This window comes from Arthrobacter sp. TMT4-20, from assembly GCF_054510775.1.
On sequence record NZ_JBTNDW010000023.1, the window covers coordinates 1 to 20,610 of the forward strand.

The 20,610-nt window shown below is 58.1% G+C and carries 18 protein-coding genes and 3 pseudogenes; 12 read left to right on the forward strand and 9 right to left on the reverse strand.

Annotation, left to right across the window (positions count from 1 at the left end; all coding sequences use genetic code 11):
* The first annotated feature begins 309 nt into the window (after positions 1–309).
* The 4 genes from ACX80Z_RS15330 (at position 310) to ACX80Z_RS15345 (ending at position 4,518) form a co-directional block, all read left to right on the forward strand.
* Positions 310–978, forward strand: coding sequence for a hypothetical protein (locus ACX80Z_RS15330; RefSeq protein ID WP_459316459.1), 669 nt, complete (start codon positions 310–312; stop codon positions 976–978).
* Between the two features lie 389 nt (positions 979–1,367).
* Positions 1,368–2,297, forward strand: coding sequence for a hypothetical protein (locus ACX80Z_RS15335; RefSeq protein WP_459316460.1), 930 nt, complete (start codon positions 1,368–1,370; stop codon positions 2,295–2,297).
* A 1,352-nt stretch (positions 2,298–3,649) separates the two neighbouring features.
* Positions 3,650–3,823, forward strand: a complete 174-nt coding sequence (locus ACX80Z_RS15340) for an SOS response-associated peptidase family protein (protein WP_459316461.1) — start codon at positions 3,650–3,652, stop codon at positions 3,821–3,823.
* A gap of 563 nt (positions 3,824–4,386) precedes the next feature.
* The gene (locus tag ACX80Z_RS15345; RefSeq protein ID WP_459316462.1) at positions 4,387–4,518 is read left to right on the forward strand and encodes a hypothetical protein; all 132 of its coding nucleotides are present in this window, start codon (positions 4,387–4,389) and stop codon (positions 4,516–4,518) included.
* Positions 4,519–5,268: 750 nt separating this feature from the next.
* Here the strand turns inward: ACX80Z_RS15345 and ACX80Z_RS15350 are convergent.
* The 4 genes and pseudogenes from ACX80Z_RS15350 to ACX80Z_RS15365 form a co-directional block, all read right to left on the reverse strand.
* Positions 5,269–6,129, reverse strand: a complete 861-nt coding sequence (locus tag ACX80Z_RS15350) for a hypothetical protein (protein WP_459316463.1) — start codon at positions 6,127–6,129, stop codon at positions 5,269–5,271.
* 169 nt (positions 6,130–6,298) lie between these two features.
* Positions 6,299–6,469, reverse strand: coding sequence for a hypothetical protein (locus ACX80Z_RS15355; protein ID WP_459316464.1), 171 nt, complete (start codon positions 6,467–6,469; stop codon positions 6,299–6,301).
* Between the two features lie 736 nt (positions 6,470–7,205).
* A pseudogene (locus tag ACX80Z_RS15360) lies at positions 7,206–7,413 on the reverse strand (transposase); the annotation flags it as partial.
* A 188-nt stretch (positions 7,414–7,601) separates the two neighbouring features.
* On the reverse strand, positions 7,602–7,904 hold the full coding sequence (locus ACX80Z_RS15365; RefSeq protein WP_459316465.1) for a hypothetical protein: 303 nt from the start codon (positions 7,902–7,904) through the stop codon (positions 7,602–7,604).
* 101 nt (positions 7,905–8,005) lie between these two features.
* Here ACX80Z_RS15365 and ACX80Z_RS15370 point away from each other — a divergent pair, with 101 nt between their 5' ends.
* The 4 genes from ACX80Z_RS15370 to ACX80Z_RS15385 all read left to right on the forward strand — a co-directional run bounded on the left by ACX80Z_RS15370 (position 8,006) and on the right by ACX80Z_RS15385 (position 10,426).
* Positions 8,006–8,446: a hypothetical protein gene (locus ACX80Z_RS15370; protein ID WP_459316466.1), complete on the forward strand. Its 441-nt coding sequence runs from the start codon at positions 8,006–8,008 to the stop codon at positions 8,444–8,446.
* Positions 8,447–8,510: 64 nt separating this feature from the next.
* Entirely contained in the window at positions 8,511–8,816 is a 306-nt protein-coding gene (locus ACX80Z_RS15375) for a hypothetical protein (RefSeq protein WP_459316467.1), read from the forward strand.
* Positions 8,791–9,471, forward strand: a complete 681-nt coding sequence (locus ACX80Z_RS15380; protein ID WP_459316468.1) for a hypothetical protein — start codon at positions 8,791–8,793, stop codon at positions 9,469–9,471. The genes ACX80Z_RS15375 and ACX80Z_RS15380 overlap by 26 nt, the downstream gene beginning before the upstream one ends.
* Before the next feature lie 178 nt (positions 9,472–9,649).
* Entirely contained in the window at positions 9,650–10,426 is a 777-nt protein-coding gene (locus ACX80Z_RS15385) for an S-layer homology domain-containing protein (protein ID WP_459316469.1), read from the forward strand.
* 379 nt (positions 10,427–10,805) lie between these two features.
* On the opposite strand, the gene ACX80Z_RS15390 is transcribed toward ACX80Z_RS15385, so the two are convergent.
* The 3 genes from ACX80Z_RS15390 to ACX80Z_RS15400 form a co-directional block, all read right to left on the reverse strand.
* Complete coding sequence (locus ACX80Z_RS15390; RefSeq protein ID WP_459316476.1) at positions 10,806–11,363, reverse strand: DDE-type integrase/transposase/recombinase; 558 nt, start codon at positions 11,361–11,363, stop codon at positions 10,806–10,808.
* A 317-nt stretch (positions 11,364–11,680) separates the two neighbouring features.
* Positions 11,681–12,271: a hypothetical protein gene (locus tag ACX80Z_RS15395; RefSeq protein WP_459316470.1), complete on the reverse strand. Its 591-nt coding sequence runs from the start codon at positions 12,269–12,271 to the stop codon at positions 11,681–11,683.
* Between the two features lie 412 nt (positions 12,272–12,683).
* On the reverse strand, positions 12,684–13,619 hold the full coding sequence (locus ACX80Z_RS15400) for a hypothetical protein (protein WP_459316471.1): 936 nt from the start codon (positions 13,617–13,619) through the stop codon (positions 12,684–12,686).
* Positions 13,620–14,121: 502 nt separating this feature from the next.
* Between ACX80Z_RS15400 and ACX80Z_RS15405 the strand changes: the two are divergent.
* Positions 14,122–14,331: pseudogene (locus ACX80Z_RS15405) on the forward strand (transposase); the annotation flags it as partial.
* Positions 14,332–14,348: 17 nt separating this feature from the next.
* On the opposite strand, the gene ACX80Z_RS15410 reads toward ACX80Z_RS15405, so the two are convergent.
* Positions 14,349–15,407, reverse strand: a complete 1,059-nt coding sequence (locus ACX80Z_RS15410; RefSeq protein WP_459316472.1) for an IS110 family RNA-guided transposase — start codon at positions 15,405–15,407, stop codon at positions 14,349–14,351.
* 377 nt (positions 15,408–15,784) lie between these two features.
* Between ACX80Z_RS15410 and ACX80Z_RS15415 the strand changes: the two are divergent.
* Both ACX80Z_RS15415 and ACX80Z_RS15420 read left to right on the forward strand, forming a co-directional pair.
* A pseudogene (locus ACX80Z_RS15415) lies at positions 15,785–16,294 on the forward strand (IS21 family transposase); the annotation flags it as partial.
* A 71-nt stretch (positions 16,295–16,365) separates the two neighbouring features.
* Positions 16,366–17,235, forward strand: a complete 870-nt coding sequence (locus ACX80Z_RS15420; RefSeq protein ID WP_459316473.1) for a hypothetical protein — start codon at positions 16,366–16,368, stop codon at positions 17,233–17,235.
* Positions 17,236–18,265: 1,030 nt separating this feature from the next.
* Here ACX80Z_RS15420 and ACX80Z_RS15425 read toward each other — a convergent pair.
* Positions 18,266–18,487 carry a hypothetical protein gene (locus tag ACX80Z_RS15425; RefSeq protein ID WP_459316474.1) on the reverse strand — a complete coding sequence of 74 codons (222 nt, stop codon included), beginning with the start codon at positions 18,485–18,487 and terminating at the stop codon, positions 18,266–18,268.
* Positions 18,488–18,939: 452 nt separating this feature from the next.
* Between ACX80Z_RS15425 and ACX80Z_RS15430 the strand changes: the two genes are divergently transcribed.
* Positions 18,940–20,082, forward strand: coding sequence for a hypothetical protein (locus ACX80Z_RS15430; RefSeq protein WP_459316475.1), 1,143 nt, complete (start codon positions 18,940–18,942; stop codon positions 20,080–20,082).
* The last annotated feature ends 528 nt before the right edge of the window (positions 20,083–20,610 follow it).

The window sequence follows — 20,610 nt, forward strand, 5'->3', positions numbered from 1 at the left end:
GTAGAAAAACAAAAAAAAGGTGGCCCCAAACCCCTAAGGAACCCGCCCTGGAACCCACCCCCCAAAAAAAAAGCTAACCTCCCCCCCGGGACGGTTCAGTTCGTGATTTCCACTCCTAAGACCGCCACGAGAATGGGTATTACCAATCAACATTGAGTGTCAATGAGATTCTTTGGCCGACAATTTCTTGCGGCGTCGGGAATTGATCCACCGACGGATAGATTAGATCTGGCCATTGGAACGTTTGTCTGGTTTGATGGCGGAAGACACGCTGTCCATACGGGACCAGCACCTGGGGGAAGAAGCAATATGGAGATCACCACCGCCCTTGCCGGCCTCGCCGTCGCATCCGGAATCGCACTCACCGGAGCCACCAGTGCGCTGGCCGTAGAGTCCGCCCCCGGCCCTGGTCCGGAACTGGTACCTTTCGATCAGGCGACCATCATCGATCCCGACTCGGTAACATTTGCAATCGGCGGTTTGCTCACGGCCGACGGCACCAACCTCTGTGCGGTGAACCCAACAAGCATTGCCTTCCCAGACCGCACCTACCCGTGTTTTGCCGGTTTTGGGAGCAATATCCCTGGCGCCGTTACGCCCGTGAACCCGCCGGAACTGGTTCCCTTCGATCAGGCCACCGTAATCGACCCAAACGCCGTCACCATCGTCCAGGGCGGGGTGATCGCCGCCGACGGGTCCGACCTCTGCGCAGTGGACCCCGGAAGCATCGTTTTCCCGGACGGCCGATACCCCTGCTACATCAACTTCACCCAGACCTTCACCACAAACCCCATTCCCCCTTACCTCACTGCCCCCGAGCCCCAAGTAGCGCAAATGCCCGTCGGCGGCGTCGATACCGGCGTGAATGTTGGCGGCACGAATGAAACCCGCCCGATAACCCTGGCCGGGGTCGGCATCATCGGAGCCTGCGCCATGCTTGGCTTCCTCATCCACCGCCGCTTCTCAATGCGGCCCTGAAACGGGGAAGTACCCTAGGCAGGAGCAACCGCCTAAGCGCAGAGTTCTTGTTGCGATTGAAACGGGGCCGGGTCGACGAAAGCTGCCCTGCTACGCCAAGGCCTCGGACAGCGGCAACACGTCACTGCTCGAGGCCAACGTTCACGGCAGCCCCGAAACCATCCTCGAAGGTGAACCGGAGCCGTTTTGACGAATGTTGCGGAACCTGCACCAACAGCAATGTTCGCATCGCGGACAACCAAATTGAGCAACGATCGCCCGATGCCATCGCTCAGGCAAGGGAGGCTTACCCGGCATGAAGCACACGCCCGGGCTGCGTCCTACTGTTGCCTTCAGCGCCGCCTAGCAATCACTCACCGTCTGCTTCACCGTCAGAAAGTAGCCTGCCCATGTTCATAGACGGCTTCGGGAAGATTTCCGACAAGTGGCGGCGAATCCGCCAGAACCCGAACAGAGAGAACGTGCAGACTGGACCCAGAGATCTCCAGGAACTTCGTCACGCGAACATAGATGAGCATTCGTGGTTCGTGAACCTCATCCAGCCGGAGATTGGCGGTGGAAGACTCACGGTCGATCAGTTCTCCGAAATCTACGCAAACCCGGGAGCGACAGCGATCCGGGTAAGCGGGTTGAACCAGAAGACCTTCGAACTGCTGGTTTCGGAGTACGGAACGCAGTTCACAGCAATCGAATTCTGGAAGTGTCCTACCCTTGTTGACCTCACTCCGTTGGAGGATCTGTCGGAGCTTCAGATGGTTTCCTTCTTCTGGAATCAGAAGGCGACCAGACTCTGGAACCTCGCTCGCACACCGGTTCTCGCAGCGCTTCAGGTTCAGGACTTCAACCGGTTGAAGAAGCTTGATGATCTTGGCGACGGGCATGCCCTGAGAGAACTCGTAATCAGTGATGGGATGTGGCCGAAAATGGAACTTGAAACATTGGAGCCCCTCGGCGCACTCGCTGGACTACGCAGTCTTCAGCTCTACCCGAAGCGCATCGACGACGGCCGTGTACAGCCATTGGGTTCGTTGACAGGACTCGAAAAGCTATCAATACCGACCAATCTCTTCACAACTGAGCAAATTGCCTGGCTTAAGGCCCGGCTGCCGGACAAGGTGGAATCGGAAGCGCTTGCCGCGCTCAACATATTAAAGAGGCCTTTCGAGAGGGAAGGAAAGTCTCTGGATGTCCTGTTGGTCGGGAAACGTAAGCCGTTCCTCAACTCCGAGCTGGACGCTGCACGAATCAGCAGGCACGTGAATAAGTTTGACCAGATGCTCACCAACTTCGAGGAGGACCCCAGCCTCGAACCAGATTGAACTAATGACGAGGTGGTTCTTCGTCGTAGAAGTCCTGCTGGTCGGCGCTCTTGATGCTGTGAACGTTCCGCAACTTGGCGCACTTTGTTGGCGGCCGCTAGATAGGTTGCTGTGTTCGCTCCATTGATCCCGTGGGGCTGTGCTTGAAACTCGGGAGCTTCGGGCCGAAGGTATCGTCCTGCACCCTAATCCGGAGACCCGCAAGTCACTCATTTCCACAGCTGTCATCACCGGTATTCTGTGGATCTTTTCCGCATTCCGCGCCGCTAACGGCAGGTTGACGTTTCCCCTTCTCCCAGTCGTCGGAACAATATGGCTGACAAACCAGTGGCGCCGCCGGTCGCTGCCTTTTGAGGAAGACCATTTGAGGAAAGAGCGAAACGCCCTCGGCGCAGATCCCTCCTGGTTTTTTATTCCTGATTTCGGTGTCGTGGATTTGTCCGGACCAAGCGGGCCTCGCCCCCTGTGCCGATCGACGCACCTGGCAACGAGATTTAGGAAAGTCCTTGGTCACGTAGTTTCCTTCTCGCATATCCATGAGATGTTCGGAAAGGAGAATGAATCCATGACGTTGCTGTACGCAGAACCCGTGGAATGCGGACCAAATGGTGGCTATTCGGCGCATTCACGCGGGCCTTCGAAAGGACCGACGATGGGTCTCGTCGGACCGTCACGGGGTATGGCATTGCTCGCTCGACCGGGGCACATGCGGCCATCAAATGAAGGCCAGGGGCAGGCCAAAAAAGGAGGTGTGCACAATGTGCACACCTTGGGGGTCGGACTGGGCCGTATCGGTGTCGGATTGGGCCGGTTTGGGGAGGTTTTCGGGGGAGGCCGGTGTTTGCAAGGGGTGAAAGCCGGTTCAAGTCCCACTTCGGGCACACGTTTCCCCTTGTCAGAGGCTGTTTCGCTCTCTGACTGTGCACAAACCGGCTCAGATGGTGAACAGGGTGTGCCTGTTTCGGTGGGTGGGTTGCAGTGGTCCTGTGGTGGTCGGCCTCCTTTCTCTTGTGAAGCCCTGGTGGGCTTTCTTACTACTTCATGGCGTAGCAGCGGGGGAGGTACATGACTTTGATGAAAGTTTTTCACCGATTTTCCTCGTGGTGCCGTTCTGATAGAGGAATCACCGCTGGGTACGAGGGGCCGGAGTGCAACTTGGGGAACCGGGAGCTGACCACACTTTCGTGAGGAAATAAGCGACGGAGGAGCGCCGAACGAAAATTTGGTCAGCTCCCGGCGCTTCGCGCCCTGGTTGCGCGGAGGACCCGCCCAGCGATGATGGGGATCAGAATGACACCCCGCGATAACGCGTCACCCCGATCTAGTTGCCCCGGCAGGACGAGGACGAACCGTTGGCCGTAGCCGGACTTTATGAGTTCTGGCCCAATCCCGAGCTGCCCGAGGAGCATCCGGATAAGAGGTTGGTCACTGCCACTGTCATGACGACGTCGGCCACCGACACGTTGGGGCATATCCACGAACGCTCACCGCTGATCAGCCCCAAAACCTCCAAGCCGATTGGCTAGACTCATCGACCACGGACAAGAACGAGGTCCGGGAGTTGGCCAATACAATGCCCGAGCCGCACTTGGTGCCGAGTTTGTCGACAAGGAAGTAGGCGCCATGCGCAACAGCCGATCCACCGTCAGGCGAACTGCACGATCACGGACCTCGGGAGGAAACTGCTTGGCGGCATCAAACCCGGGACGAACCGCCGACCACGAGAAATCCTGGGCTGGTAAAGCCCTGCAGAGCAGCTCGCCAGACTCATCTCAACACCGACAGACTCATAAACTGTTGCGACGACCACTGAAATCCACCATCCCTTATGAGATGGGATTGAAGCACACCACCGTCCGGAGCGCGGGAGGGACTGCCTACGGTTTGGTTGACTTGACGTGCCCTACGGCTTGGTTATCGGGATCGGTGTGAAGATCAGGCGGGGATGGATGTCTTGTGAGAGGCCGTCATTCCGCACCGCAGCCGTCAAAAGAAGAGCCTGATACCGGCGAACGGCTACTACGACTGGCAGAAGAACGAGTAGGGGACGAAGACTCCGCACTACCTCCACGAGGAAGGTGAGGACCGGTTGCTGGGCTTTGCTTGCCTGTACGAGTTCTGGTCCAACCCCACCAAGCCTGAGGATGTCGAGGACAAGAGGCTGGTCACGGTGACGATGCTCACCCGAGCCGCGCACGATGCGCTCGGGGCAGCCCCATGAACGGATGCCGGTCATCGTGCCGGTCAAGTTACGGGATGAGTGGCTGGACCCGACCATGACCGAGCGGGCCATGTACAAAACTTCATTGCCACCATTCCCGACCCCAACTTCATCCCGTGGATCGTGGGTAAAGAGGTCGGAACAGTTCGTAACAACGGGCCTCAGCTCATTGAAGTGGCGCACTCATGGGACTAGCCGATCGTCCGGAGGCTGTGTCTCTTGCTCATTAAGGAATGGCTGGAGCGAGCTTGGAGGACACTGGACGCTGCTCGTAAGAAAAGGCTCCTGTCGAGTGCGGTTGCAGCAACCGAAGCAATCAATTGGGCCTGCTCACTGGATGAACAACTAACGGCAATAGATTCCATGTACCGGACTAGGCGTGAGGATGACGACCAGGGATGCACGCTGCTAGGTCTGCGATACGCGAGGGACCGTGTCATGCACCAGGTTTTTATCACAACGGTCAAAGACGACAGGAGTTTTTTGATCCAGGCCTAGGGGGAGTCGTTCACATCGCCTCTTCATACCCAGTTTGGGCGCGCACGGTGGCATTACCCGAATCAGCTGTACGGCATAAGCAGGAAGACCGAAAGGTGGCATGCGAAAAGCACATGGCTGAACGTCAGGTTTGGAAGCCCCTTTTCAGTGCGCTGCAATTCCTGACAAAGGAGCTTGACGGAAACGTTCCGCTCATCTCTATCGAAAAGCCCTCCTGGTATGTGGAGCTTTCCGCGGCAGAAAGTGCTGCTATTAGCTCGGGTTTGATGCTCCAGGCGTAGGGGTAGTCTGCTGTGTAGTGTCGTTCTCAGGCAGTTCTATCTCCCACTTTGTCAATTTGTACACCTTCCAGGGTATAGGAAATTTACGTCCTAATTTCTCCACTGCGTCGGTCTTTGATAGACCTAATGCTTGGGAATCCATCAGGCCATACCAAAGAGCAGCCGTGAAGAGCGCCAGGCCTACAATTTTACTGATCCAGGGCGAGAGCGGGGATAACCATGCGTCAGGAGAGACTACAAAATATATCCCTCTCCAGAATGGTAGGTCGGCGTCTAGGATCTCCGGCAATGGACTCATGAAAATAGCCCCCAAGAGGAGGAAGATCATTACGCCTGATAATGTTATCACCGGGTATAAAAGGTTATGAAGTGGGTGGAGAGTCTGAGAATATATTCCAGTTCCGCGCCCGATAACATAACCCGAATACGTGACAAAAAATCCAAGTGAGATATTTATGATGGCCGCCCGGAAGTAATATCCGCCATCTGCTCTTTGCTGAGCAAAATCTATGGTTTCGGAATAAAAAAAACAAGCATAGAGAAGTATCACGCCCAGTATTATTGGGGCAAAGTAGTCTCTAGGAAGATTGATTCTTTCTGGTGGAAGCTTTCGGTATATTTTTGCCTTCCTTACATCTGCCACGGGTCCCAAAGACTGCTCGACTTTAGCTTTAAGTTCGCGTGCTTTCCATTTATCAGGTCGTGGAGCGTGATACTGATCAACCCCCGAAGCTTTCCAAGTTGACTTTCCGTCTAGTGTTTCAGTCACTACTACAACAACTCTGCGAAACCACAGTTTCTTGAAGTTCCTCTTCAAGTCGTCCCAAGTCATGTTGTCTCCCTTAGTTCCTTTCGATCCTAAGGCCAACGTGAACCGTCCCGGGTTTGATGCCGCCATCTTCTGTGAGAAAGATAATGATTATGCCCAATCAGTTTCCTCCCGAGGTCCGTGATCGTGCAGTGCGCATGACGGTGGATCGGTTGTCCGAGTATTCCCCTGTTTACAGCGCTTGTAAGGCGCTGGCGCCGAAGCTGGGAGTCGGTGCTGAATCGCTGGGCCGTTGGGTGGCCAGGCCCAGATCGATGCCGGTGAAAAGACCGGCCCAAGCAGCGAGGAGGTGGAGGCAATCAAGCGGACTCCGGGCTGAGGTGCGGGACTTGAAGGAGTCCATGAGATCCTAAAACAGGCCTCGATTTTCTTCGCGAGGGAACGCGACCCTCGCCGCCGCTGATCTGTCACAAGCCCAAGCCTCACACGAACCACGGACATTCTGGCATGTACACGCATCGGCGGCTGATGTTCCGTAGAGAACAGAAGCAAAAGTTGCTCGCGGGTGCTTACAACGCTCTCAACCTCTGCAAGCACACTTCCCGAACCGGCCCGTTAGCCGAACGCCCCTCGGGCCTCCATGCGGACAGTCGAAGATCCTGGGATCACTGGCGCACCGATCCCCGCAAGACCCGCCCGAGAAGGTGGGAGATAAGGGGCCGGCGTCTGCAACAGTTCTTTGTGTTGCAACCCTAGGGATAAGAGGCGTCTCTTCGCCTAGATCCTTCGTTGTTTGTCCTCACCCGAATCTCTGGGCTCCGCAGTTCTCATTTCTATGCCTCGAAACCGTATGCGCGGATCATCGTAGGAACCCTCAGATACGAGACACTTGGAGTGATGTGGCGAAGCTGATCGGATACGCACGAGTCTCGACTCAAGCTCGCTCCGGGGGCGTCGCTGCTGGCACCATCGGATGAACTAATCAGCGCTAGCCGATCGGAGGTATGCGGTATGGCCGCGGTTTGCTGCCCAATCCACTGTTGCAGGCGGTGAAGATACTCATCGCGTGGGGGCAGGACCCCGAGATCGACGAGCAGCGACGCAGGTGGTTCACTGCCTGGGCAGCGCCCAGCGAAGCCAGATCTTTTCTTGAGGTGCTGCATCTCGGTCGAGTTATCCGCTGCCCGGGTTACCCCGGTTTCCTTCCGATCCGCGATAGCGAGCCATTGCTTCAACGTCGTGACCGAAAGCCCGAAATCCTTCGCGATCTGCGCCAACGGCGCCTCACCCTTCCGGGCCACATCAATAACATCCTGGCGGAACTCCGCCCCCATAAGCCGTCGGCATGGTCAACATCCTTCCACGAGCCTGAGCTCGCTAAGTCAAGGAGTCAACAAAACCGGGGGCAGTCCCAAGGCTTCGGCCAGGGGAATAGGTTGGGCAACCGCCGGATGCTGGCGATGCCGTCCTTGTTAACATCGATAGTGGAGGACTGGTGGCCGCCGGCGCGTAGGAGATGGCGGCCAGCATCAGCTCTAGGTTGGGCCGGTCCAGGCTTCCGAAGGCGCTCCCAGGGCCACCGGTTCTCCACCGCCCAAAGATGCCACCAGCCTCAGGAAGCGCTGCTCGCCACCGGACAGGCCCCCGATGTGATCGACGATGCGCTCGAAGTCGACGTAGGTCACATCATCCTCTTGGACGATCCATGGGTTGCCTCGTCCCGCGAAGCGGCCGCCAAAAGCTCTGATCAGCAGTTCGGTGCCAACCTTTGTGCTGTAGCGGCCTGGGGCAAGATCGCGGAGGGAAGCGAAGTGCAAGGGAACCACGGTATCCGTCATGACCTTGAGCATGCTTAGGTGCCATGGACCCCGTAGGACGTGAGGCCAGGCGTGGATATGATTACGACGATGCAGGCGCCTGCCGCTCAGAAAGAAGTCTGATGAACCTCCCCCAAAACCTGGCTATCCCCGCGCTTGCCCTCATCGCTCTGACCGGGTGCTCCGGGCCCCCCACCCAGGCCGCCGAAAGCACAACCGTAGCAGCTCCCGCCGAAACGGAATCGGCAACGGAATTCGAGTCGGCCTCAGGCACAATTGTTGGAGCGGTCGGCGTGCTCAAGAACTACTTCTTCAACTACCAGGACGACTACTGTGAGGGCCAGCAGATCAAGGGCACCACGGAGGACTACCTCACCTATTTGGAATGCCCGGGCGTCGACACCTACTTCTGGCTGTTCAGCGATGAGGAGCAGAGGGATGCGTTGATGCCCGAGATCCAGGACATGGGGATGCCCTTCCTTGTGGCTGAGGACTGGGTTATCACCTCAGAGCTGGACATGGCCAACTTCCAGGCAGAATACGGCGGCGCGCTGAACCCTTAGCGGTGAGCCAGGGTAGCTAGCCCGCACACATGGGGATCACTGATCCCCATTAATGGAGCCTGCCATGAACGCCACAGCACTAGACCGTCTGAAGCTGCTCGCCGACGAGCTGACCACCGAGGTCGATCCCAGGTGGAAGGACGACTGGGAGAAAGGCCAGGATGCCGGCACGATGTTCGCTGGCGAGAAGCTTGCTAAGCTGTTTGCCGAACTCACCCCGCAGGAAGACCCACCGACGCCGTTCTCTGACGAGATCATGGATGTCCACGAGCATGTCGACCGAGATTTACGGTGGCTTTCGCCTCGCGCCAGGCACCAATCCAACCGTACTGCTGCGCCTAGCCATGGAGGCACTCAAGCCCACCCATGACAAGCTGATTGGCGAGGCACTGGCAGTCGGAGTAGCCGACCTAATCCATGTGGCCGAAATCTCTCGCGAGCCTGCCGAGAGGCCTCTGGCCGCAGCGGCAAAGGTCCTGGCTGAAGTGACTCTGAAGTCGGGCTGGCGCGGCTTGAACTGCCGCATCGGTGTCGCGAAGGGCCCTGCCACCGGGATTGACCACCTGCTCGTACTGGGCAGCCAGGAGTACATCGACGTCGTCGCGGGCCTGGATGGTGTCGAGGAGTACGAATACTGGAACAACAGCGACGGCCCCGACCACGTCACCGCTGAAGAGTGGGCCGAGCGCCGGGATGCCTGGGACCGCATCTTCCCCGGCCTGGGGAACGTTCGTGAAAACATGACTGTCTGGAGTCTGGATAATGGCGCTTGGCGCGTCTACAGCGCCTTCAGGGCCGACCGGTTCTCGTCGGTTGAGCCTCATCTACCCCTTGAGGATCGCGCGACAAATCACGTTAGAGATCGGATCTTTTGCGCAGTGGAAGATCAAGGATCCCCCGACATCAACAATGGCGCCGGGGACATCTTCGGCCGCCTGAGGAGGGCAAATAAGCTGGCCACCAGATACGCCACCGCCCCGGCCCGGAAGCTCATCGAAACCACTGCTCGTGCCCATGACATATGAGAGCCTCACCGAGGTGAGTGCAGTGTCACTGCTGCACGCCAACCTCGACCGGGTCGATTGGATGATCGCCCGCATTTTGCCTGAGCCTGACGCTGACGTCTGAGTGCGATCGTGCAACGGGAGAATCGTGGCTATGATCACAGGTGGGGGCGCATCGTGCGCTGGAAATAGGGGTCTCATGCGCACCGGTCTCAGAGCTACGTCAACCTTCGCCACAGTGGTTGCGATGCTGTTCGGATTTGCGGTGATGGCTCCGGCCTCCCACGCCGCGGAGATCTGCTGGATCGCTGGCAATGGTGCGGTCATCTGCCAGGACGACGGCTCCGGCGGCGTACCCCCAACTCCGGCACCCGGTGACGGTGGTGAAACCCTCATGCCGATTCCTGATCCTGCACCGGGCCCCGGACGTTCCCCATTCAAGGACGTCGCAACCAGCAACATGTTCTACGGCGAGATCAGCTGGGCTGTAGGGCGCGGCATCACGACCGGGTGGAGCGACAAGACGTTCCGCCCCCTGGAAGCCACAACTCGTGAAGCGGTGGCAGCATTCCTTTACCGACTGGCTGGAAGCCCCGAGTACACGGCACCGAAGACACCGCGGTTCAAAGACGTCCCCCGCAGCCACCCGTTCTACACGGAGATCAGCTGGCTCGCCGAAGAGGACATCTCGACTGGCTGGAGTGACAGGACATTCCGCCCCGGGTTGACCACGAACCGGGACGCCATGGCGACCTTCCTCTACCGGATGGCTGGAGAGCCCAAATACGTCGCAGCCGAAGCGTCACCATTCAGGGACATCAACCAAGGCACCCTCTACTACAAAGAGATGAGCTGGCTCGCTGACTACGGGATCTCCACTGGCTGGGAGGACAACACTTTCCGTCCACTCACCACGACGAATCGGGACGCCATGGCCGCGTTCCTTTTCAGGTTCCACTTCCGGTTCCTGCTGTAGCTGCCTGCCAGGGTCGCCGGGGGCCAAGCCCAGTCTTCCCGGTAGATCTCTAGGGTGCCGTCGACGAAGGATTCGGCCAGGTCCATATTCTGGTCTCCGACCGAGCTTGTCCCCAAGGACATTACTGCCTGCTCTACCGTTCGCTCCATGTCGGTGACGGTCGAAAATTGAGCCGTTGTGACGGCGGCGGGTTTCAGCGGTCGTTGCAACAGTTTATGAATCTGTCGGTGGTGAGATGAGTCTAGCGAATTGCTCTGCGGGGCTTTGCCAGCCGAGGACTTCTCGTGGTCGGCGGTTGAGCTGATCAGCGACCCTGACGAGGTCTCCGACCGTGTGAGTTCCTAGGTCTGAAACGCTCTGGGTTTGATGGAGACTCGCGTTATTTGATTTCCACCAGTTGATTGATGGTGGTTTTGCCAGTGTAGAACGCCTGCTCGAATTCTGCTGGCGGAATATCCCGAAGGTAGCCATGGAGACGTTCGGTGTTGTGCCAGTGAACCCATCCCAGAGTCGCTAACTCGAGGTCTTCAACCGTCGTCCACGGACCAGGTCGGGCGGGGCCGCGGACGAGTTCGGTCTTGAAGTAGCCGTTCACGGTCTCAGCCAGCGCGTTATCGTAGCTGTCGCCGACGGTCCCGATCGATGGCGTCGCACCGATCTCGGCGAGGCGTTCGCCGTAGCGGATCGACGTGAATTGGCTGCCCGCATCGCTGTGACAGCGCAGGTCGCCGCGGTGAGTGTCGCATCCCCATCGTGCCATCTCGATCGCGTCGAGGTCCATTTCCGTGCGCATGTGCGAAGCGCACCGCCACCCGACGATTATCCGACTGAACACGTCAATGATGAAACAGGCCTGTGGCGGCCGGCCTCCTTTCCCCTTGAAGCCCTTGATGGGCTTTCTTACTACTTCATGGGGGGCACTGCGGGGAAGGTACATGACTATGTTCAGATCTTTCACCAAGTACTACTCTTCGGGCGAAGAGACTCTTGAGTGATGGTCGGAGGGGTTCGTATTCATTCGGTTGAGAATCTTGGCCCCGCGGGCTCGAGTGGACTAGGCGTTCGATTAACCCTCGCAAGTCCACACCCTCGAAGAACGCCCAGCAGGGGGTACTAGCCTGGAAGGAAGGATGCGTGATGGCTGTTCAGGCCAGAGGTAAGAACTCAACGTCGATTAAATACACAGCCAGCGCCGATCCTGATGGGTCCCGTCTCGGAGTACACGCGAGCATCAACAGACAAGATCACGTGCGTTCAACCATTCACAAGTAGTTCAAGTATCTCGTCAAGGAGTGGCGTAGCTGTATCGCGAAAGGTTACGTACTTGTCACGAATTGCCTGGGATTCCGAACTCATCTTTTTCATGAGGCCGTAATCCAACTGCTTGGCGTTCGAGGGTGCTGGCAAAGACGCCAGCACGGTGCGCAATTCGACATATGGACTCAGTGTAGCGAGCAGGTTGCGATACGCTGCGTCTAATTCACCTTCCTTGTGGGCTATCCCCTGCACAGCGTCTGGGTCCAGGTCCGCTAGCGACGCCACAGGGCCGAACAAGTGTCTACGGCAGGCGCGTCGAAATGACCGCACTGCGCGTAGCGTCAATTCTGCAGGTTCTTTCTCGAGGGTTATCCCGAGGCTGTCGTCCAGCTCGCCCCCGATTGAAACGAGCGCCTTACTGGAGGTCGTGAGCCAGACCGCCAGTTCAGCAGAGAAGGAGAGCCGGTCGCCCGCGGGCTTTCGTGGCATCTCCGCCGCCACAATTAGCTGACGGGCAACGCGCGCGTCCAGGGTACTACTGGATTCTTCCATCTGTTGCACGTAGTTGGCGACGCTGGAATCAAGCATTAGGGCGTCCGGGCAAGTATCGCCGAGGCAACCGTTGCAGAGAGGCGACCGACCGCGTCAAGGACAGCGTCAATGTCAGTGGTGGTCTCAATACGTGTGGTTATCGATGCTGGCTCTATATGAGGAGAGCCGACACTCGATCCCGAGACTTTATACGAAGGTAGCCGCAAAATGATCCTTCGTAGTCTTAAGATTCTCAGGGCCACAGCTGACTCGAACCGCGCGTTGCGCATTTTTGTATCCGGAAGGGCGGCTATAGACAGCAGCCGATTTTGCGCCGCTACTAAGTACGCCTGGTCAGCAAGCAGCGCGTCGGAGACCAGCTGCTGAGCAAATCCGTCGTCGACCAACCTCAGGTGGCGTTCGCGGCCCCTGGACGGAGTGTCCCCTTCACCGTGGCCGTGTACGAGCCTCACGGGTGTAGGCCGATTGGCTTGACCGACGAGGACGATTGATCGGTTAGCAGGTCAGCACTGAGGGTTGGGTTGTGCGTTATGGCGCTGAATCGTGATTGGGCCGCTCTCTGGTCAACCTCTTGAAGGCGTGAAACGTGCTGCACATACCCGGCTACCAGCGCAGTAAAGTGTAGGAAGTCTTTTTCCGGTATGCGATCCGAGACTCTAAACTGTCTGGTTTCCGGAGCGACGGCGATCGTGCGCACGTAGTCAGGATATTTCATTCCTAGCGCACGTATAGCTTGCTCGTATCGGTACAAAACAAAATTGCGGTCATCGGGGTGAGAATCTAGCCACTCAACGTATGCAGGCCATCCGGCTGTGGCGAAAGATTCGAACCGGACTTTCCTCGAATCGTCGAAGTCAAGATCACGTTTTACCGCCGTGAGCAGGAAGTCGGTCACTTTGTCTTCATGGTTCGCCGGATCCTGCATAAGCGGAACGATTCCCGAGAGGTTAATCAAGGAGGCCGCAACCCGGGCGGATGAGCTGCGCTCGGACTCAAGGTATTCCACCATACTGTTTACATCGTCGCGGAATTGATCTTGGAGGCGAACGTTGACCTCGCGCCTCCTGCTGCTTTGGAATTGCCACACGCCGAGAATCGCCGCGGTTAGGCCCACTACGATGGTGCCAATTGGTAGCCAGTTCCTGGTGGCAGCCGCCGGTCCCATATCCGCGCGCAGCTTCTCAATCTCAAGCCGGAGTTTCTCATCTTCGAGGATCGGGTCAGCCGACGGGTCTATTGGTTGAGTTGGGGTGGGGATTGGCGCTTGAGCCGGCTCCGATGTGACCACGTGAGAGGGCGGCGACTCCATCAACTGAGAAGTTGAGTGGCCTAGCGGCGCGACACACAGCACGGTTGCGGCAAAGAAAACGATCGTTGTCGGCATCACCATCATTGGAGCGTAATGTTGCTTGAGGTTATATGTATAGACCCCAGCCGGACCGATGACGTAGCAGAATGATTAGACTCAGACCAGGCAGATCATGGATCCCGCTCAGCCGTTGCTTGGTTGCCAATGCGAAGCCTCTTTTGCTTAGGCTCGACGGCAGGACCTCCAAAGAGGCCGGCCAGGTTCTTTAGGTATTGCGGTTCGGCTTGGTGTCCGCCAACCCGTTCCCGGCCAATAAGCGAGAGAGTCTTGGCCGAGCATAGCCACCAGATCCGCCGCTCACTTGTCATCACGACGTTGCCGGCGTCTGTTCTATCGGCGATGTAACTGTGCCTGAGGGCCGATTCGTCGGCGTAGCTGTCGTGGCTGGGTCCTCGTGTAGGAGTCCAGTGATTATGTGAGTTTCGCATCCGATAATTGGTTCAGGAGGAAATTCACTTTTACGGCACGTAGACATACCCCGGATCAGATCATCGCGAAGGTCCGTCAGGGCCAGAAGATGCTAGACGATGGACGGCCGATGATTGAGGTCGTGAAGGAACTGTAGGTCACCGAGGCGACCTGGTACCGGTGGCTGAACCAATACGGTTCCATGCACAACGCCGCCCGGACCAAAGCAGTGCGGGAGCTGGAGAAGGAAAACTCCCGGCTGAAGAAGCTGGTCACGGAAAAGGAACTGACCATCGACATTCTGAACGAAGTGGCGCGGGACGCTCCTATAGATTGTCAAGTGGTCAGGATCGTCTCGTAGTCCTTTTTGAGGGCTTTGAAAACTTCTCGGACGAGATAGCGTTTGAGGCACCGGATGATTTCCTGTTTGGTGTGGCCCTCCTGGGTTCGTCTTGCCATGTATTCGCGGGTTTTGGTGTCGTAGCGTAGCCGGACGACTACCGTGATATGCAGGGCGCTGTTCGCGGCGCGGTTTCCCCCTCGGTGCAGCCGGTGGCGGATAGTTTTTCCGCTGCTTGCTGGGATAGGTGCAACGCCGGCGAGTCGGGCCATCGCGGCTTCGGAGCGTAGCCGGTCAGGGTTGTCTCCGATTGCGGTGATTAGCGCGGCTACGGTGTCTGGGCCGAGCGCGAAGATCGCGCTCGTGTGGGGTGCGACCGTGGTGGTCAGTTGTTCCAGGGTCCGGTGTAGTGATTTGGTTTCTGCCGTGAGTGACTGGATGCGTTTAGCTATGGATCGAAGGGATGTTTTCATCGCCGACATTGGGTTTGACGTTTGCTTTGTATCTGTTCGGAAGGCGGCGCAGGTGCTGACCAATTTTGCGCTGGGGATTCCGCGGAGCTGAGCGCGGAGCTCCTCGGGCGCGGTGACGATCAGCGCTTTCAGAGAGTTCGTGGCTGCTGTTTTGGCTTTGACCGCTCCGAGTTTGGCGACCCGGACGGCACGGATTGCTTCGATCGCTCCGTCACCGTATTTCGGTGCGCTGGTGGTGTTGTCCGCGAGTACGGTGTGTGCGGCGGTTTGGGCGTCCTGCAGATCTGATTTGCCTGCTTGACGGCGCGACCGCCTGTTGGGGCAGGGCACTTCCCTGACGTTGATGCCGTGGCTGGCGAGGCTGCGGGCGAGGCCGGCTCCGTAGGAGCCGGTACCTTCGACGCCAACGCTTCTGATCGTTCCGTAGTCTGACATCCAGCGGCGTAAGGCTTCGTATCCGGCTTTGCTCGCCGGGAACTGATGGTTGGCTAAGTGATGGCCGTTAAGGTCGATAACTGCGGCGTGGTGAGTGGCTGCGTGGGTATCGACGCCGCCGATAATTGTCCGGTTTTGGCTGCTCATGAGTTGGTGCCGTCGTCTTCCTTTGGGTCGTAGTCAGAACCAGAGGGAGGCAGACATTCCAGTGATGGGATGGTGCGCTTCATGCTCCTATCAAGTCATGCCTCGCCTGGTTGAGCTCGGTTGGGATTCCTGGGTGTCGATTGGAACGCCCGACAGGTTCCGGAGCTACAGACAGTCAGCGTGGGTCAGGAAAATTCGGAGTCAGAGCTTAACCAGTCAACATGTCCATGATGAACCCGTTTGGCTCGACAGGTCCCGCGAAGGACACCGCCGCTGCTGGCCGGTGTATCCGGTCCTTGGACGTCCAACCGACATGAATATCATCACTGGAAAATTCTGAGCTCGGAACCTCGGTGGCGTGGGGTTCGCATGCCCGAATGGAGGGGCTCTCCGTTCGTGCGCTAGCGGTTCGTCATGCAGTCCACCGCCGCACGGTACGGGCAGCGCTGGCGTCAGCAGTGCCGCCGGAACTGAAGGCACCGGCGCGTCGCTCGCCACGACTTGATGAGTTCAAGCCAACGATCGACGAGATGCTCGTCGAGGACACGACGGCACCTCGAAAACAATGTCACACCGCACGAAGGATCCTTGCCCGGCTAATCGAAGAGCACGGAGCTCAGCAGCTGTCGTATTCCACGGTTCGGGACTATGTCCGCGTTCGCCGTGCAGAGATCGACATTGAGGCTGGCCGCAGGGTGGAGGTATTCGTTCCGCAGGAGCACACGCCCGGAGCGGAGGCCGAGGTGAACTTCGGTGAGGTGTGGGTCGTCCTGGACGGCGTGAAAACGAAGTGTCATATGTTCGTCTACCGACTTTCCTACTCAGGAAAAGTGGTCCACCGCGTTTACCCGACCCAGGCGCAAGAAGCGTTCCTCGAGGGACACATGCATCCGTGTTAGCCGAATGGCTCCTTCGTATCTGAGCCGTTCTGTCAGTACCTCTCGCTAGGCTGGCTCCTATGTCATTCCAATCGCACGTCCTCCAGGTTCTGTTTGCTTCGCCCTCCGACACGAAGGAGGCTCGCGACGAAACTGAAAAGTCCCTCCATGGCTGGAACGGTAGTAGGGCAGAACGTGAACAAGTGATCCTGTTACCGCGCCGCTGGGAGACAGACTCTGTTCCAGTCATGGGTAACGGTGATGGCCAGGAGATCATCAATTCCCAGTTGGTGGAGAAGTCCGACATCGTAGTTGTCATCTTCAACAGCAAGATAGGCCAGGCGACGGCAAGAGCACTCTCGGGAACAGTCGAAGAGCTTGAGAAGGCTGTAGCTGACGGTAAGCGTGTTCACGTCTACTTTTCCGATGCCCCGGTGTCAAGGGACAGTTTGGAGTCTGCTCAGGAGGTGGAAGCGTTCAAACGGACGCTAGAATCCAAGGGGCTGTATGGAAGCTACTCCGATCCAACGGACCTTGGGTTCAAGGTAAGGCAGGCTATTGAATCCGACCTTGAACATCTGAACCTGGCTATCCCCTCGGGCCGTCCAACCAGGACTGGAGCTGATCCTGTGGCAAAACATGCCTTTGATAGGGAACAGCACTTCGATAGCCGGAACAAAATGAGCTACCGTAACCGCAACCATCGCCTCATAGTGGAGAACCATGGCGATACAGGGATGGAGAACTTCACCTTTGAGATGACTTCCCTTGATGATGATGTTTCCCCCGAGATCTACGGTCGCGAAGTAGCCCCCAGTATCCCTGCTAAGGGGGAGTACGCTTGGATTCTGAGTTTCCACATGGGTTCATCTCAGTCAGTACAAATGGACATGAAGTGGGAGGAAAACGGAGTGGAGAAGACGAAAACTCAGTCCGTCTCACTGCTGTAAATACCCAAAAGCGAGTAATTTCAATTCTCACATAGGCTTGATCTGAAGCCACTTGCCGTCGCCCCCATGACAGCGAGTGGCTTCGTGCAATAACCGAGAAGGAGGTGGGGTTGTGGGGGAGGTACTTCGTTTGAGGCTGACCAGGACCGGGAAGTAAACAGCGGGTCCGGGGCGTCGAGCAAAATACGACTGGTATCACCCGGAGAACTTGTCCGGCTCCATGCATCATCCGACCACTTCGACACCCGCCTCGAGGAGTTCAATCCGATCCTTAGGGCACTCAGACGCCCGCCGGCCGCAGCCACAACACGCCGACCGATTTCCGATGTGAGCGGCATCGACCAGCACGTCATGCTCTTCTGGCTGACCCACGCTAGGAGCCTCGCCGGAGACTTCGTACCCTTCCGCTTCCTCTACGAGCTTTACCTGCACTGGCTCCGCACCCAAGTTGTTGCGGGTTTGGAATTGGATGGGCTAGACGTACCAATATTCTCGCGTCGCCTGGCACTGGCGGCAACCGTATCAGGCAAGTGGATCCACGTTAAACGCCGTCCAAATAACTTGATGGATTCGCCGGAACCCCTGATGAAGTTGGTGCCTATGTGGAAGCGCTCTACAGGAAATCCACTCGGTCACAGGTACCTCAGGAACGAGTCCAACGGGTGACCTGGGGCAGCTATTGGCCGTAAACACAGGGCTGCGGCCGGACCTGGCCGTCAGATGCTGAGGAAGATCGACCGGGTACGCGTCCCCGAATCTTGAGCGGACAACTGGTGTAGTACCTGTAAATGCGCACGCCGATAAGACTTCCATCCGGTCGTGCCTGGCTAGTTGGATTGTTAGTAGGGCGAAAGGCCTCGAACCACCTTCCATGACGCTTGTGATGAGCATCAGGCAATCAGTCAGGTCCAGCGCCCTCGTCATCGTCGTTGTCCTGGGGGTCGTCCTGGGCGAGCTGTTCGAGGTGGTCGAAAAGGTCTTGGTGGAAGGATTCACTGATCTCCAGCAGCGTCAGCCGGCGCCTGTTCGGTTAACTGTAGGAGCGGAGGCCGTGCTGCACGGCCTTTTGGCGGAAGTCAAGCATCGCGGCGACTAACCGGTCGGAGAGGCACAGTGAGCAGGACAGCATCCCCTCGGCTATCTGCTCGTCGAGGTCGTCGATGCCGTAGGGGTCCAGTTCCGCCGTGACGTCGTTGAAGATCGCACCGGGGACGCCCTCCAATGCGGCAGTCCGCCGGCTGTTGGCCGCCACGGTGACGACGCCGTCGAGGCGGTCGTACTCGCTGACGAGGGTGCTGATGGCTGCGATGATGTGGCTCGTGATGCTCCGTACTCGAAGGGGTTGTGCTCTGTACCCCTTATGTGCGCGGCCATCTCAGCAACCCTCACCGCGCCGCGACGATCAACCCCGAATCTGGGCGCTTTGTGGCAGAGGTCATGAGAAAGTGGCCGTCTCGACGGCCGGAAGCCCCGCTGGAATATCTGGCGACCATCGGCGGCTCTACAAATTGAAGTACCAGCGAACTCTGGTTATGATTCTACCGGGCAGGCTGGTCTGCCCTTCTCCGAGTCTGAGTTCCCACGCGACGAAGACGCTGAGGACAACGGGTGCCGGTCCAGTGGAACACCCCTTTCAGTTCAGAGATCTCTCTCATGTCAAAGGGCTTGTACGCGTGGGTTGCAACGCCCAGAACAGAGATTGAGATGACGTCCGAGAACCACACACAGAACCGCGCCCTCCAGCAGGACGCTCGCGCTTGGGCAAAATTCACGGGATGCAACTACACCGCCGCGCTGCAGCAGATTAAGGACCCGCTCGCCCAGGGCTTCCTCGGCGAGCGAGTCAGCGCACGCAAGCTGATCGCGACGCTCAAGAATCACGTCCTTGTCGGTGAAGAGGGCGAAGAATTCGTCCTTGGTGAGGCCGGCTTCTACGCGGATACCGCGTGGAGCTTCAATGGGAGGGACGACTACGTACAGCTGGCCCTCGTCACCGAGATGCTTCGCATGTTCACTCCCCTTCCCGGGACCGCGGCGCCCGAGGTCAACAGCTATTCGCTGAAACACACCGCTGAAACCTTCCTCAAGGGAACCCCGGCGCACTACGTGACCAATGGCCGCCTGATCTGGGCGGCAGCGGCATTGGGCCTGCCCGTGGTCGAACCTGACCGGGGCGGCAGCTTGAACCTCCTGGTCGGGATCCCGGAAAACGAACACGACTATGTGTTCAGGGCGGTGCGTTCGGGCTACGACCAGCCGCAGGCGCATCACTACCGCCCACCCGGATTCGAGCATCTGCGGACAGCCCTCGCCCAGTGCGCAGCAGGTGATCCTGTGCTGGAGCGCTGGGTACGGCCGGCTGCCATCGTCCAGGAGCCCGCTCCCTTCCACGACTGGCTGACTGCGCAGGCCGACCGGGACGAACCCATAGGTGATTTTGCGAGTGACTACGCCCAAGGAATCCGCACCAGCGCGCACCGCATCGCACGCACCCCCGATGAGCTGGTGCTCCTCCTCAACGAGATCCCGCACTCTCCTCAGGCGTATGACTCTGCATGCGAGGCGATCGGTGAATGGCTGGGTACCATGTCGCCGTCGCCCGGTATCCGCACGATCCGAATCAGCAGCAATACGGAGGAAGTAGGCGGCTTCGGGGCCGGCGCCGGGAACGTACAGCGCTTCGAGTACCGGTGCCCCTGCGGCGACGGGCTGATCATTGAGGAGCACGACAACATCCCGGGGTTCAGAGAGCACAGTCACTGGGTCGACTGCCCGAAGTGCCACGACGAGTGGCGTTTCGTGGACGGACGGTCGGTGTCCCAGTGGGCTTTGGAGCCTGTGCTCTAGGCCCTGAGTAGAAAAGCACCATGTCAAGAGCCCCGCCGGCATAAAACGGTGGGGCTCTTGGTTGTCAGCTGTTGTAGGGGATCGGCCACTATGACAAGCCGTACAGGACGGCAGGCGGACGAAGGAATCGTGCGTCGATCCGTGCCAAGCTTCAGATCCACAACATAACTGACATTATGTTGTGATCAGAAGCCGAATGTTCTGACTGTTCCAAGCTGGTTTAGACCATTACAGATGTACCCGCTGGCCCACGCCTAAGCCGGTAGTCCGTGGATCTTTCTCGGACTCCTCGTCTTGAACGGCCGACTAACGTTTCCCCTTCTCCCAGCCGTGGCAACTATATGGATCGATACCAGTGACGCGCCGCCGCCGGTCTCTGCCCTTTGGGTAAAGACCATTTGAGGAAGAGTGAAACGCGGGGACTGTTCGGAATTTGGTGTTTTTGGCCTGATACGTCGGGCGTGAGTCTGGCGGGGAAGGTGCCGTGATGACGACACTGGATGCTGTGAAGAAAAACAAGGCGGAGCC

Excerpts from the sequence above, each read along its gene's own strand:
- ACX80Z_RS15430 (WP_459316475.1), top strand. The coding sequence starts at position 18,940 with ATGACGTCCGAGAACCACACACAGAACCGCGCCCTCCAGCAGGACGCT.
- ACX80Z_RS15380 (WP_459316468.1), top strand. The coding sequence starts at position 8,791 with ATGGAGGCACTCAAGCCCACCCATGACAAGCTGATTGGCGAGGCACTG.
- ACX80Z_RS15410 (WP_459316472.1), bottom strand. The coding sequence starts at position 15,407 with ATGAGCAGCCAAAACCGGACAATTATCGGCGGCGTCGATACCCACGCA.
- ACX80Z_RS15420 (WP_459316473.1), top strand. The coding sequence starts at position 16,366 with ATGTCATTCCAATCGCACGTCCTCCAGGTTCTGTTTGCTTCGCCCTCC.
- ACX80Z_RS15350 (WP_459316463.1), bottom strand. The coding sequence starts at position 6,129 with ATGACTTGGGACGACTTGAAGAGGAACTTCAAGAAACTGTGGTTTCGC.
- ACX80Z_RS15375 (WP_459316467.1), top strand. The coding sequence starts at position 8,511 with ATGAACGCCACAGCACTAGACCGTCTGAAGCTGCTCGCCGACGAGCTG.
- ACX80Z_RS15365 (WP_459316465.1), bottom strand. The coding sequence starts at position 7,904 with ATGACGGATACCGTGGTTCCCTTGCACTTCGCTTCCCTCCGCGATCTT.
- ACX80Z_RS15330 (WP_459316459.1), top strand. The coding sequence starts at position 310 with ATGGAGATCACCACCGCCCTTGCCGGCCTCGCCGTCGCATCCGGAATC.
- ACX80Z_RS15395 (WP_459316470.1), bottom strand. The coding sequence starts at position 12,271 with ATGCTTGATTCCAGCGTCGCCAACTACGTGCAACAGATGGAAGAATCC.
- ACX80Z_RS15400 (WP_459316471.1), bottom strand. The coding sequence starts at position 13,619 with ATGCCGACAACGATCGTTTTCTTTGCCGCAACCGTGCTGTGTGTCGCG.
- ACX80Z_RS15370 (WP_459316466.1), top strand. The coding sequence starts at position 8,006 with ATGAACCTCCCCCAAAACCTGGCTATCCCCGCGCTTGCCCTCATCGCT.
- ACX80Z_RS15390 (WP_459316476.1), bottom strand. The coding sequence starts at position 11,363 with ATGTACCTTCCCCGCAGTGCCCCCCATGAAGTAGTAAGAAAGCCCATC.
- ACX80Z_RS15335 (WP_459316460.1), top strand. The coding sequence starts at position 1,368 with ATGTTCATAGACGGCTTCGGGAAGATTTCCGACAAGTGGCGGCGAATC.
- ACX80Z_RS15355 (WP_459316464.1), bottom strand. The coding sequence starts at position 6,469 with ATGGACTCCTTCAAGTCCCGCACCTCAGCCCGGAGTCCGCTTGATTGC.
- ACX80Z_RS15385 (WP_459316469.1), top strand. The coding sequence starts at position 9,650 with ATGCGCACCGGTCTCAGAGCTACGTCAACCTTCGCCACAGTGGTTGCG.